The 13158-nt window shown below is 71.7% G+C and carries 9 protein-coding genes and 1 pseudogene; 4 read left to right on the forward strand and 6 right to left on the reverse strand.

Annotation, left to right across the window (positions count from 1 at the left end):
• Positions 1-25: 25 nt before the first annotated feature.
• Together polA and ABD691_RS01295 are read left to right on the forward strand one after the other, a co-directional pair.
• Positions 26-2707, forward strand: coding sequence for a DNA polymerase I (polA, locus tag ABD691_RS01290; protein WP_344677442.1), 2682 nt, complete (start codon positions 26-28; stop codon positions 2705-2707).
• A 191-nt stretch (positions 2708-2898) separates the two neighbouring features.
• Complete coding sequence (locus ABD691_RS01295; protein ID WP_344677443.1) at positions 2899-3285, forward strand: VOC family protein; 387 nt, start codon at positions 2899-2901, stop codon at positions 3283-3285.
• A 252-nt stretch (positions 3286-3537) separates the two neighbouring features.
• Here the strand turns inward: ABD691_RS01295 and ABD691_RS01300 are convergent, their stop codons facing one another.
• From ABD691_RS01300 to ABD691_RS01315, 4 genes are all read right to left on the reverse strand, one after another.
• Entirely contained in the window at positions 3538-5604 is a 2067-nt protein-coding gene (locus ABD691_RS01300) for a YhgE/Pip family protein (RefSeq protein ID WP_344677444.1), read from the reverse strand.
• On the reverse strand, positions 5601-6269 hold the full coding sequence (locus tag ABD691_RS01305) for a hypothetical protein (protein WP_344677445.1): 669 nt from the start codon (positions 6267-6269) through the stop codon (positions 5601-5603). The genes ABD691_RS01300 and ABD691_RS01305 overlap by 4 nt, the downstream gene beginning before the upstream one ends.
• A gap of 56 nt (positions 6270-6325) precedes the next feature.
• Positions 6326-7264 (reverse strand): GNAT family N-acetyltransferase, encoded by a 939-nt coding sequence (locus ABD691_RS01310; protein WP_344677446.1) that lies wholly within the window; start codon positions 7262-7264, stop codon positions 6326-6328.
• A 151-nt stretch (positions 7265-7415) separates the two neighbouring features.
• Positions 7416-8312, reverse strand: coding sequence for a class I SAM-dependent methyltransferase (locus ABD691_RS01315; protein WP_344677447.1), 897 nt, complete (start codon positions 8310-8312; stop codon positions 7416-7418).
• A 306-nt stretch (positions 8313-8618) separates the two neighbouring features.
• On the opposite strand from ABD691_RS01315, the gene rpsA reads away from it, so the two are divergent.
• Complete coding sequence (rpsA, locus tag ABD691_RS01320) at positions 8619-10118, forward strand: 30S ribosomal protein S1 (RefSeq protein ID WP_344677448.1); 1500 nt, start codon at positions 8619-8621, stop codon at positions 10116-10118.
• Between the two features lie 391 nt (positions 10119-10509).
• The gene (gene coaE / locus ABD691_RS01325) at positions 10510-11700 is read left to right on the forward strand and encodes a dephospho-CoA kinase (protein ID WP_344677449.1); all 1191 of its coding nucleotides are present in this window, start codon (positions 10510-10512) and stop codon (positions 11698-11700) included.
• On the opposite strand, the gene ABD691_RS01330 is transcribed toward coaE, so the two are convergent.
• Together ABD691_RS01330 and ABD691_RS01335 are read right to left on the reverse strand one after the other, a co-directional pair.
• The gene (locus tag ABD691_RS01330; protein ID WP_344677450.1) at positions 11669-11824 is read right to left on the reverse strand and encodes a hypothetical protein; all 156 of its coding nucleotides are present in this window, start codon (positions 11822-11824) and stop codon (positions 11669-11671) included. The two genes, coaE and ABD691_RS01330, sit on opposite strands and share 32 nt — an antisense overlap.
• Positions 11821-13074: pseudogene (locus tag ABD691_RS01335) on the reverse strand (NAD(P)/FAD-dependent oxidoreductase). Before ABD691_RS01335 ends, ABD691_RS01330 begins: the two are co-directional and overlap by 4 nt.
• Between the last annotated feature and the right edge of the window lie 84 nt (positions 13075-13158).

Raw genomic sequence — 13158 nt, forward strand, 5'->3', positions numbered from 1 at the left:
CTTAAGCCTAGACTCGCCTGCCGTGATGGATTCCGGAGACCGACGCCTGCTGCTGATCGACGGCCACTCGATGGCCTACCGAGCGTTCTACGCGCTGCCCAAGGAGAACTTCCAGACCAACACGGGTCAGCACACGAACGCGGTCTACGGGTTCACCTCCATGCTGATCAACCTGCTCCGCGACGAGCAGCCCACCTACCTCGCGGTCGCCTTCGACGTCTCCCGCAAGACCTTCCGCAGCGAGGCGTTCGCCGACTACAAGGCGAACCGCGGCGCCACCCCGGACGAGTTCCGCGGCCAGGTCAGCCTGATCCAGGACGTGCTCGGCGCGCTGAACATCCCGGTGCTGAGCAAGGAGAACTTCGAGGCCGACGACATCATCGCCACGCTGGCCACGCAGGCCGCGGCGGAAGGCATCGAGGTCTCGATCTGCACCGGCGACCGCGACGCGCTCCAGCTGGTCACCGACACCGTCACCGTGCTCTACCCGACCAAGGGCGTCTCCGAGCTGACCCGGTTCACCCCGGAGGCGGTGTCCGACAAGTACGGCCTGTCCCCCGAGCAGTACCCCGACTTCGCCGCGCTGCGCGGCGACCCGTCCGACAACCTGCCCAAGATCCCGGGCGTGGGGGAGAAGACGGTCACCAAGTGGATCCAGCAGTTCGGCTCGCTGGCCGAGCTGGTCGACCGGGTCGACGAGGTCAAGGGCAAGGCGGGCGACGCGCTGCGCGAGCACCTGTCCTCGGTGCTGCTCAACCGGCAGCTGACCGAGCTGGTGCGGGACGTGCCGCTGGACCTGGCGCCCGGCGACCTGGCCGTGCGGCAGTGGGACCGCGACGCGGTGCACCGGCTGTTCGACGACCTGGAGTTCCGGGTGCTGCGCGAGCGGCTGTTCGCGACGCTGACGACCGAGGAGCCCGAGGTCGAGGAGGGCTTCGAGATCAGCGGCGGGCTCGTGGCGCCGGGTGAGCTGCGGGCGTGGCTGGACCAGCACGCCAGGGACGGCCGCCGCGTCGGCCTGTCGTTCACCGGCACCTGGGCGCGCGGCAGCGGCGACCTGACCGGCATCGCCCTGGTCAGCGCCGACGGCGCGGGCGCGTTCGCCGACGTCATCGAGCTGACCGCCGACGACGAGCAGGCGCTCGCGGACTGGCTGGCCGACGCGTCGGTGCCGAAGGCGGCGCACGACGTCAAGGGCCCGCTGCACGCGGTGCGCGACCGGGGCTGGACGCTGGCCGGGCTGAGCAGCGACACCGCGCTGGCCGCCTACCTGGTCCGGCCGGGGCAGCGCTCCTTCGACCTGCCCGACCTGGTGGTCCGCTACCTCCAGCGGGAGCTGCGCGCCGAGTCGGAGGACGACGGTCAGCTGTCGCTGCTGGAGGACGAGCAGGACGTCAAGGCCGACGCCGCGGCCGCCGAGCTGGTGCGGGCCCGGGCGGTCGCCGAGCTGGCCGACACCCTCGACGGCGAGCTCGCGCGCATCGACAGCACCCGGCTGCTCACCGAGCTGGAACTGCCGCTGCTGCAGGTGCTCAGCGAGCTGGAGGGCGCGGGCATCGCGGTCGACTCGGAGCAGCTGGCCGAGCTGGGCGCGCACTTCGCGGCGCGGGTCAAGCAGGCCGAGCAGGACGCGTTCGGGGTGATCGGCAAGGAGATCAACCTCGGCTCGCCCAAGCAGCTCCAGGTCGTGCTCTTCGACGAGCTGGGCATGCCCAAGACCAAGCGCACCAAGACCGGCTACACCACCGACGCCGACGCGTTGCAGGGCCTGTACGAGAAGACCGAGCACCCGTTCCTCCAGCACCTGCTGGAGCACCGCGACGCCACCCGGCTCAAGACCACTGTGGACGGCCTGGTGAAGTCGGTCGCCGACGACGGCCGGATCCACACCACGCTGAACCAGACGATCGCGGCCACCGGCAGGCTCTCGTCGACCGACCCGAACCTGCAGAACATCCCGATCCGCACCGAGGAGGGCCGCCGGATCCGGGAGGTCTTCGTCGTCGGCGAGGGCTACGCCGAGCTGATGACCGCCGACTACAGCCAGATCGAGATGCGCATCATGGCGCACCTGTCCGGTGACGAGGGCCTCATCGAGGCCTTCCGCACCGGTGAGGATCTGCACAACTTCGTCGCCTCCAAGGCGTTCGGGGTGCCGATCGACGAGGTCGGCCACGAGCTGCGGCGGCGGGTCAAGGCGATGTCCTACGGGCTGGCCTACGGGCTGTCGGCGTTCGGGCTGGCCTCGCAGCTGCGGATCTCCACCGAGGAGGCCCGCGAGCAGATGGAGGCGTACTTCGCCCGCTTCGGCCGGGTCCGGGAATACCTGCGCGAGGTCGTCGAGCAGGCCCGCAAGGACCAGTACACCTCGACGATCCTGGGCAGGCGCCGCTACCTGCCCGACCTCAACAGCGACAACCGGCAGCGCCGGGAGATGGCCGAGCGGATGGCGCTCAACGCGCCCATCCAGGGCAGCGCGGCCGACATCATCAAGGTCGCGATGCTCGGCGTGCAGCGGGCGCTGCAGCCGCTGCGGTCGCGGATGCTGCTGCAGGTGCACGACGAACTGATCATCGAGGTCGCCGAGGGCGAGCGGGACGAGGTCGAGAAGCTGGTCCGGGAGCAGATGGGCTCGGCGCACGAGCTGGCGGTGCCGCTGGAGGTCTCGGTCGGCGTCGGCCGGTCCTGGGACGCCGCCGCGCACTGACCGGCCACAAGCGACCGTCCGCACCCGACCGGTGACGCGATGTTGCGGCCGGGTCACGAATCCGGCGTTCGCCAGGCGTGGGAAGGGCAGGTGCCCCTTGGATGGCGCCCAACGGTTCCGGGCCGCCTTCCGTCGCGGTGCGGCGGTCCGGATAGCCTTCGTACTTCGCGAACATCCTCAACAGGAGCAGCATGATCAGCATCGACAGAGTGGACCACCTGGTCCTCACCGTGGCCGATGTCGATCGGGCAGCGGACTTCTACGAGCGCGTGCTGGGCATGCGTGCGGTGACCTTCGCCGGTGACCGGCGCGCGGTCAGCTTCGGCCGGCAGACGATCAAACTGCACGCGGCCAGCGAGCTGGTGGAACCCACCGCCACGCACCCGGTGCCCGGATCGGCGAACCTGTGCTTCGTCACGACGAACGCCATCAGCGAGGTCCAGGACCAGTTGCGGGCCCACGACGTGCGCATCGAGGAGGGACCGGTCAGCCGGACCGGTGCGCTGGGGCCGATCACGTCGGTTTATCTGCGCGACCCGGACGGCAACCTGATCGAAATCGCCCGCTACGACGATTGATTCGTCACTTCGCTCGTTTTGCGTGGGTGGTTGCTTGGCGGAACCTCAGACGCCGCCTCGCTGCGGGATCTTTTTCCCACGTATGCCAATACGAGGGAAAAAGCTGTCCTCGCGAGGCGACGCCTGAGAACCCGCGGGTGGTCGTCTTGCGTGCGTGGGCTAAGCGGCTGCGCCGCTTGAAGATGGAGCGGCGGGTGGGCCTGGGGTTCCAGGGCCCGCCCGCCGTTTTCCGTTGCTACCGGGTTTTCCTTGCTACAGCGCCAGTTCCGGCTTGAGCCGGGCCGCGGTCCAGGTGCGCTGGCGCCACGCCGCGATGGTGCTCAGCAGCAGGCCCGCCACCAGGTAGGCGAGCAGGACGCCCGCCGCCTGCCCGGCCGCCTCCAGGCCGGGTCCGCCGTAGAGCAGGTGGCGCAGGCCGCTGACGACGTAGCTCAGCGGCAGCACCTGGTGCAGCGGGTGCAGCGGTTCCGGGATGGTCTGCCACGGGAACGTGCCGCCCGCGGTGACCAGCTGGAGCACCAGGATGATCAGCGCGATGAACTTGCCCTTCGGGCCGAAGGCCGCGTTCAGGGCGTGCACGACCGCGGTGAAGGCGAACGAGGTCAGCACCAGGAACGCGAGCGTCCACCAGGCGTGCGCGGGGTGCACACCGACCCCGAACACGACGACCACGTACAGCAGCACCGCCTGCACCAGGCCGACGATCGCGGCGGGCAGCCAGCCGCCGACGGCGATCCGCCACGGCGCGACCCCGGCGGCGAGCGCCCGGTTGGACAGCGGGCGCATCAGCAGGAACAGCACGAACCCGCCGATCCACAGCGCCAGGCCCATGAAGAACGGGGCCAGCCCCGCGCCGTAGGTGTCGGCCTTGACCAGCGCGTTGGTGTCCACCGCGACCGGGTCGCCGATGGTGGCCGCGGTGGCCTCGCGGGTCGGGTCGTCGGGGTTGGGGATGTCGTTGGCGCCCTTGCCGAGCTCGGTGGCCAGCGTGTTGGAGCCGTCGGCGAGCTGGCCCGATCCGTCGGCCAGCTGCTGCGCGCCGCCGTTGAGCTGGTCGGCGCCGTCGGTGAGCTTGGTGGTGCCGGTGACCGCCTCCCGCTCGCCGTCGCGGAGCTTGATCGCGCCGTCGTCGAGCCGGCCGGCGCCGGCGGCCAGCTGCCCGGAGCCGTCGGCGAGCTGGTTGATCCCGCTCGCCAGCTGCGGGGTGGCGTTGGCCAGCTTGCGGTTGCCGTCGGCGACCTGCCGCGAGCCGTCGGCGAGCTTGCGCAGTTGCCCGACCTGGGTCTGCACCTTGCCGTTGGCGTCGGTGATCGGGCTGTTGAGCTTGTCCAGGTCGCTCATGACCCGCTCGATGGTCGCCTCGTCCACGCCGACCTGGCGCAGCTGGTCGGCGATCCGGGACTTGGACTCGTCGAGGTGGTCCACGATGTCCTGCGAGACGCCGCCGAGGACGTCGGCCTTGTCAGCCAGCTGCTCGTTGCCCGCGGCGACCTGCTCGGCGCCGTCGGCGAGCTTGGCGGTCTGCTCCGGCAGCGGCGCGGTCTTCTGCTGCAGCTCCTTGAGGCCGCCGTTGAGCCGGTCGGCGCCCGCGGTCAGGTCCTTGGTGCCGTCGGCGAGCTGCTCGGAACCATCGGCGAGCCGGCGCTGACCGTCGAGGAGCTGGTGCGCGCCCGCGGAGAGCCGCGCGGTGCCGTCCTTGGCGACGCCGATGCCGTCGCGCAGCTTGCCCGCGCCGTCGGCGAGCTTGCCCGCGCCGTCAGCGGCTTCGACGGTCTTCTCGTGCACGGTGCTGAAGCCGAGCAGGAACTGGTCGGCGGCCTCGGTGCCCGCGTTCTTGGCGACCGCCTTGCGCACCTCGGAGACGACCTTGTCGGCGATCGTGCCCGCGAGGTAGTTGTTGGCGTCGTTGGTGATCAGCCGCAGCTGGGCCTGTCGCGGCTCGAACTCGCCGGGGGACAGCAGCGCCGCGGAGAAGTCCTTCGGCACCACCAGGGCGAACGTGTAGGTGCCGTCGGAAACCCCTTGCTGCGCCTGGACTTCTCCGGTGCGCTGCCAGTCGAAGGCGTCCGACTCCATCAGCTCGTCGTAGACGTCCTGGCCGGCCTGCAGTCGGGTGCCGTCGTCGCGGGCCGAGCCCTCGTCGTCGATCACCACGGCGGCCGGGACCGAGCTCAGCCTGCCGTAGGGGTCCCAGTTCGCGTACAGGTACATCGCGCCGTAGAGCAGCGGCACCAGGGTGACCGCCACCAGCGCCAGTTTGGGGAGCTTGCCGGAGGTCAGCCGCCGCAACTCGGTGCGGGCGAGGCGGAACGTGGTCATCGGGAACCTTCACTTGAAGCGGGGGTGAGATCCACTGCGGTTTCCCCGGCGCGGTTGTCCTCGCCGAGGAGGGCGTGCGGTGCGCGCAGGCGGTGCGCGGAGTGCGGGGAGCAGAGCACCACCACGGCGCGTCCCTGCTCGGCTTCCCCGCGGGCCAGCGAGTACCAGGTCGACGGATCCCCGCCGTGGCGGTCGGGGGAGTCCAGCACCAGCGCCCGGGCGCCGGTCTCGCGGGCGAGGTCGATCAGCAGCCGGGTGCGCACCGGCGCGGGCAGGTTCTCGAACCGCTCGCGCTCGTGCTGGCCTGCGCTGTGCTCGGTCAGCCAGGAGCGCACCCGGGACCGCCGGGACGGGCGGCCCGCCATGCTGAGCCCCTCGGCGACGACGGTGCGCACCGACACCGCGCCCTCGGGCTCGGTGACCCCGGGGGCGTCGACGACGACCACCGCGTCGCGCAGCCGTGCGGGCGAAACCGCGCCGTCCAGCCGGACGGTGCCTCTGCCGGGCTGCAACCGCCCGGACAGGGCAAGCGCCATCGCGGTGCGCCCGAAATGCACGTCGCCGGCGACCAGCAGGAGCTGGCCGTCCCGCACGCGCAGCGAGGTGCGTTCGAGCAGCGGACCGTGCGCTCCGTTGACCTCGACGCCTTCAGCGACGATCTCCACGCCGTTCCTCGACCTCTCGATCCGTTGGCTCGGTGCGCCGACCGGGCCACGGGCGGTCAGTGCAGCGCGGTGGCCGGGCGCACCTCCCACATCGTCCACAGCGGCCGGTACCCCTGGCGGGGCCAGAACACCGAGGACAGCGGGTTGGGTGGGTTGTAGTACAGGAAGCTGCCGAGGACCCCGGCGCGGGCGAACTCGTCATGCGCCAGGGCCATCAGCTCTCCGCCGATGCCGGTGCCGCGCGCCTCTTCGCGCACGGACACGCAGTTGACGTAGGCCCACTTGCCGGGCCGCAGCCGGTGGCCGCCTTGGTGGCGGTCGGTGTCGAACCAGCCGCACTCGGCGACCGCGACCGGCTGCCCGTCCAACTCCGCCAGCCACACCGGATCCCCGGCGTGCAGGCGCACTCCGGTCGCGGTCCGCTTGAGCCTGCGGGCGTTCGGGCGCCGGGTGGAGGCGCCGACCAGGGCCGCGTAGTCCAGCTCCGCGAGGGTGAGCTCGACGATCGCGTCCAGATCGGCGGGTCCGGCCCGACGAATCTTTACGGTACCAGAGCGTTTCGTATTGGGTGGCGCCGAGCCGGGTGACGGTGGTCGCACCGCCAGCACCGACAGCGGCACGAACCCGTGGTCCAGCAACGCCCTGGTCGCCTGCACGTCCCGGCTCGGCCACACGACCACGCAGGAGGAGTCCGTCGACGGCGTCCCGCGCTGGGTCAGCGCCGCCCGCCAGGCGTGCAGCAGCGCGTCCATCCCGGCGCGCGGGTGGTCGCCGATCACGGGGAAGAGTTCGAAGGTGTCGGCGGCCTGCCACAGGCTCTGCTGCGACCCCGGCTCGTTGCGGGCGTGCGCCATCAGGCCGGCCACCGCCTCGCCGCCGGGGATCCGGGCCATCACCGGCTCACCGCTGGGCAGCAGGTAGCGGTCCGGCAACTGCGGATCGAGGGCCTTCAGCCGCGAGCTCTGCGCGTCCAGCAGTTCCTGCGCCCTGCTCACCTGCACTCCGTTCTCCGGCCTGGCGACCGGCCGGCCCGGCCCCGGCCATCATCTTCAAGCGGCGCAGCCGCTTGGCCTGCCCGACCAACCGGCACCGCCGCCTGAGGTTCCGCCACCCGCACCGCGTTTCAGGGCGAGCCCGGACGTGGATTCAGTCCAGGACGCAGCTGAAGATCGCGGTGCCTGGGAACAGTCTCCCGCGCAGCGGGCTCCACTGTCCCCAGACCTGGGTGTGGCCTTCGGGCCACTCCGGTTCGACCAGGTCGACCAGCCGCATCCCGGCCGCGGTCAGCTGGCGGACGTAGTCGCCGAGCGTGCGGTGGTGCTCGACGTAGGTCGCCCGGCCGTTGCCGTCGACCTCCAGGTACGGGGTGCGGTCGAAGTACGACTGGACGACGGTCAGCCCGCCAGGGCCGGGGTCGTCCGAGAAGATCCACCGCATCGGATGAGTCACGGCGAAGACCCACCGGCCGCCCGGGCGCAGCACCCGCGCGACCTCGCGCATCACCGCGCCGGAGTCGGCCACGAACGGCACCCCGCCGAAGGCCGAGCAGGCGAGGTCGAACGAGTCGTCGGCGAAGGGCAGCGCGTCCGCGCTCGCCTGCACGAGCGGGACCTCGATGCCGCTCTCCCGCGCGCCGTCGACGGCGTGGCGCAGCATGCCCGCCGAGATGTCGAGCGCGACCGGGCGCGCGCCCTGGGCCGCCAGCCAGCGCGCGCACGGCGCCGATCCGCAGCCCACCTCCAGCACCTCGCGGCCCTCGATCTCGCCGAGCAGCCGGGTTTCCTCCTCGCGCAAGCCCTCCGGGCACCAGACGAAGTCGCTGACTCCGAGGAACTTGCCGTGCTCGGCGTGGTAATCGTCGGCGTCGGCGTCCCACCACAGCCGGCTCGCCAGCCGCGATTCGACCACCCCGGCCGTGCGTTTGGTCACACCGACCGTGCCCAGGGTCTGCTCGGCCGCGGCGTGCGGGGTTGCGGTGTTGTCCGTGCTGTGCGAACCCGTCACGGGTTGTTCCTCCGCCGAAAGTGGGTACTGCTCCGTCATGGCGCATTCTCCTCGCCGGTGTCCGGGCGGCGGTTCCCGGTGGACCGCGGTTTGCCCGGCGATCGAGAAAGCGCGTACGATACCGGCCGCGCCGTGGGTCTCTTCGTCGTTCGAGCATCCGGTCCGGGTTCGCCCCCGGAAAGGATGCGGCAGAGGATGTCAGGAGGGCGCCGTTCCTGGTCGGAACACCGTCGTCGGCACCGCTTCGCGGAGCCGGGGCCGTTGGCCGCCGGGCGGTGGGAAGCCCAGGGTGCGGCCACACGTAGAACCAGCGACCAACCTATCCGTACCGGAGCAACCCACCTGATGTCCACCGACACCACCACCGTCCCGACTGCAGCCGCCACCAAGCCGCAGGTCGCAGTGAACGACGTCGGGACGGAGGAGGACTTCCTCGCCGCCGTCGACCAGACCATCAAGTACTTCAACGATGGCGACATTGTTGAGGGCACCATCGTCAAGGTCGACCGTGACGAGGTGCTGCTTGACATCGGCTACAAGACCGAGGGCGTCATCCCGTCCCGCGAACTGTCGATCAAGCACGACGTCGACCCCGCCGAGGTCGTCACCGTCGGCGACTTCGTCGAGGCCCTGGTCCTCCAGAAGGAGGACAAGGAAGGCCGGCTGATCCTCTCCAAGAAGCGTGCGCAGTACGAGCGCGCCTGGGGCACCATCGAGGAGCTCAAGGAGAAGGACGAGCCCGTGCGCGGCACCGTCATCGAGGTCGTCAAGGGCGGCCTCATCCTCGACATCGGGCTGCGCGGCTTCCTGCCCGCGTCGCTGGTCGAGATGCGCCGCGTCCGCGACCTGCAGCCCTACGTCGGCCGCGAGCTCGAAGCCAAGATCATCGAGCTGGACAAGAACCGCAACAACGTGGTCCTGTCCCGCCGCGCCTGGCTGGAGCAGACCCAGTCCGAGGTCCGCAGCGAGTTCCTCAACCAGCTGCAGAAGGGCCAGGTCCGCAAGGGCGTCGTGTCCTCCATCGTCAACTTCGGTGCGTTCGTGGACCTCGGTGGTGTCGACGGTCTGGTGCACGTCTCCGAGCTGTCCTGGAAGCACATCGACCACCCGAGCGAGGTCGTCGAGGTCGGCCAGGAGGTCACCGTCGAGGTCCTCGACGTCGACATGGACCGCGAGCGCGTCTCGCTGTCGCTGAAGGCGACCCAGGAAGACCCGTGGCGCCAGTTCGCCCGCACCCACGCGATCGGCCAGATCGTGCCGGGCAAGGTCACCAAGCTGGTTCCGTTCGGTGCGTTCGTCCGGGTCGACGAGGGCATCGAGGGCCTGGTCCACATCTCCGAGCTGGCCGAGCGCCACGTGGAGATCCCGGAGCAGGTCGTCCAGGTCGGCGACGACGTGATGATCAAGGTCATCGACATCGACCTGGAGCGCCGCCGGATCTCGCTGTCGCTCAAGCAGGCCAACGAGGGCTTCACCCCGGACTCGGAGTTCGACCCGACCCAGTACGGCATGGCCGCCGAGTACGACAACGAGGGCAACTACATCTACCCCGAGGGCTTCGACCCGGAGACCCAGGAGTGGCAGGAAGGCTACGAGCAGCAGCGCGAGGAGTGGGAGCGCCAGTACGCCGACGCCCTCGCCCGCTACGAGCAGCACATGAAGCAGGTCGCGAAGGCCGCCGAGGCCGACGCGGAAGCCGCTGCCCAGGCCGCGGCCGGCGGTGGCGCCGAGGAGCAGGGCGGGAACTACTCGTCGGCTCCGGCGGAGCAGGCCGAGGACGCGGGCTCGCTGGCCAGCGACGCCCAGCTCGCCGCGCTGCGGGAGAAGCTCTCCGGCGGTGCGTGAGCCGTAACGGCTGACTGACGGCAACGGCCCCGCATCTGGTTCGCCAGGTGCGGGGCCGTTCCGCGTTCCGGGCGGCCGGCGTCCGGGGCGGTGACTTGTCGGGCGCGGTCGTCGGGGTGGGCGGTCCTGTCTGCGACAGCCGTCGTCCGGGGACTGCCGATTTCCGGGGCAGTCACTGCCCAGGAGGATCGCCGTCGCGGGCAGCCGTTGTCCAGGACAGCCGCTGTCCGGGACGGTTGTCGTGGCGGGGCGAGGGATCGCTGTCCAGGACAACCGCCGTCCGGGGACTGCCGCTGCCCGGAGCGGCCACCGTCCCGGGCAACCACCGTCCAGGACAGCCGGGTCGCGGGCAGCTCCCCGAGCGGACGGGGCGGGCTGGCAGGATGGGCGTGTGTTGCTGCTTGGACTCAGCGGTGGGATCGGCTCGGGCAAGTCCACGGTCGCGCGGCGGCTTGAGGAGCTCGGCGCCACGATCATCGACTCCGACGTGCTGGCCCGCGAGGTCGTCGCCCCCGGCACGGACGGGCTCGCCGCGCTGGTCGAGCGCTTCGGCCCGGACGTCCTGGACGCGGACGGGTCGCTGGACCGGCCCGCGATGGCCAGGAAGGTCTTCGGCGACGACGAGGCGCGGGCGGCGCTGAACGCGATCGTGCACCCCCGGGTCGCGGCCCGTTCCGACGAGCTGATGGCGCAGGCCGCCGCGGACGCGATCGTCGTGCGCGACGTGCCGCTGCTGGTGGAACTCGGCTTCGCGCCGCAGTTCCACCTGGTCGTCATCGTCGACGCCCCGGTGGAGGAACGGGTCCGGCGGCTGGTCGGGCGCGGCCTGGAGGAGTCCGACGCGCGGGCGCGGATCCGGGCGCAGGCCACCGACGAGCAGCGGCGCGAGGTCGCCGACGTGTGGCTGGACAACAGCGGCCCGGTCGAGGACGTGCTGGCGCGGGTCGACGCGCTGTGGCGGGATCGGCTGGTGCCGTTCGAGGACAACCTCCGAACGGGCAGCCGGACGCCGAAGCCGTCGCCCGAGCTGACCGGGCCGGACCCGGAGTGGCCGCGCGCGGCGCGGCGGCTGATCGCCCGGATCGAGCACGTCGCGGGCGACCGCGCGGTGCGGGTCGACCACATCGGCTCCACCTCGGTCCCGGGCCTGCCCGCCAGGGACGTGATCGACCTCCAGCTGACGGTCCGCTCGCTCGCCGACGCCGACGCCCTCGCGGAACCGTTGTCGCGGGCCGGTTTCCCGCTGGTTCCCGAGATCCGCGGCGACCCGCCGCACCCGGTCGCGGCGGATCCGGAGCAGTGGGCCAAGCGCTTCCACACCGCCGCCGACCCCGGTCGCCACGCCGATCTGCACGTCCGCGTCGAAGGCACAGCGGCCTGGCGCTGCGCGCTGCTGTTCCGCGACTGGCTGCGCGCCGAGGACGGGCCGCGCGAGGAATACCTCCGCACCAAGCGGGAAGCGGCGCGTCAGCACCCCGACAACGACGCGTACACCGACGCGAAGGAGCCGTGGTTCGCCGCCGCGCTTCCTCGCGCCGAACAGTGGGCGCTCAGCGCGGGGTGGACACCTCCGGCGGCGTGACCCGCCGCTCCAGGGCGTACTCGGTGGCGATCCGCAGCAGCATGTCCTTCTCGACCCGCAGGAGCCGGTTCTCCCGGCGCAGCCGGTCGAGCTCGGCCCGCTCGTCCTCCGCGAGCGCGCTCATCGCAGCGGGTCGAACGGTCGCAGGACGGTGGGCTGCTTGCCGCAGATGATCTGCTCGGACAGCAGCCTGCCGGTCAGCGGGCCGAGCGTCAGGCCCCACATGCCGTGACCGCCCGCGACGAACACCCCGGGCATCCGGGAGGCGCCGATCAGCGGCAGCCCGTCGGCGGTCACCGGTCGCGGGCCGACCCAGTCGTCGCGGCGGCGGCCCCAGTCGACACCGCGCAGCAGCGGCCGGGCGGAGCGCACGATGGCCTCGATCCGGGCCGGGTCCGCAGCGGCGTCGGGGGAGCGGAACTCCATGGTTCCCGCGATCCGCAGCCCGCCCTGGTACGGGGTGCAGGCGACCCGGACCGCGGGCAGGTAGATCGGGCCCGGGACCGGTTCGTCGGTCGGGACGGTGAAGGAGTAGCCGCGCCCGGCGCGCACCGGCCGTCCGACGCCGAAAGGCCGGGCCAGCGCGGAGAGTCAGGCGCCGGTCGCCAGCACGGCCGCGTCGGCCTGGACGTGCTCGTGCCGCTCGCTGCGGACGCTGAGCCGCCCGCCGTCGCGGAGTACGCCGCGCACTGAGAATCCACTGTGGATGGTGCCGCCGCGTTCCTCGACGGCGCGGGCCAGGGCGCGGGTGAACTCGCCGGGGTCGACGAACCGCTGCCCCTCCAGCCGCAGCACGGCCTCGATGCGCGACGACAGCTGCGGTACGTCCGCCTCGCCGACCGCGGGTTCGCTGAACTCCACGGGCTGCCCGGCTTCGCGGATCATCTCGAACTCGTGGCGGAGTTCGGCGACCTGCTTGCGCTTCTCGAACGCGGCGGTGACCGGTGCGGGCACCGTCGGCGCGGTCACCCCGCCAGCGGCCAGCTCGTCGAAGGCTTCCAGGCTTGCGGCGTTGACCGGGACGAACGCCCGCATCGAGCGGCGCCACGCGCGGGTCGTGCAGTGCCGGGCGAACTGCGCGAGGAACGCCCATAGCCGGGTGTCGACGGACGCGGGCACGTACAGCGGCGCGTTGCGGTCGGTCAGCGAGCGGAGCCCGTAGCGCAGGACGCCGGGTTCGGGCAGCGGGATCGAGAATCCGGGCGAGACGTAGCCCGCGTTGCCCCAGGAAGCGCCGGCCGCGACGCCGCGCCGGTCGAGCACGGTGACCTCCACGCCGTGCTCCTGGAGGAACCAAGCCGTCGACAGCCCGACCACGCCGGCGCCGACCACCGCGACCTTCCGCGGCGCCGCGTCCATCCCGTCCTCGCGCATCTCACCCTCCACTCGCGTCGTTGCAGCGAGCATGGACCGGGCGGGCGACGGAGGCGTTGTCGATTCCGCACAACTCGATCGTCC

Source organism: Saccharopolyspora taberi (assembly GCF_039534165.1).
Taxonomy (GTDB): Bacteria; Actinomycetota; Actinomycetes; order Mycobacteriales; family Pseudonocardiaceae; genus Saccharopolyspora_D; species Saccharopolyspora_D taberi.

Bases quoted from the DNA above. Each gene is read 5' to 3' on its own strand.
- ABD691_RS01295 (WP_344677443.1), top strand. From the start codon at position 2,899: ATGATCAGCATCGACAGAGTGGACCACCTGGTCCTCACCGTGGCCGAT.
- rpsA (WP_344677448.1), top strand. From the start codon at position 8,619: ATGTCCACCGACACCACCACCGTCCCGACTGCAGCCGCCACCAAGCCG.
- ABD691_RS01315 (WP_344677447.1), bottom strand. From the start codon at position 8,312: ATGACGGAGCAGTACCCACTTTCGGCGGAGGAACAACCCGTGACGGGT.
- ABD691_RS01330 (WP_344677450.1), bottom strand. From the start codon at position 11,824: ATGAGCGCGCTCGCGGAGGACGAGCGGGCCGAGCTCGACCGGCTGCGC.
- polA (WP_344677442.1), top strand. From the start codon at position 26: ATGGATTCCGGAGACCGACGCCTGCTGCTGATCGACGGCCACTCGATG.
- ABD691_RS01300 (WP_344677444.1), bottom strand. From the start codon at position 5,604: ATGACCACGTTCCGCCTCGCCCGCACCGAGTTGCGGCGGCTGACCTCC.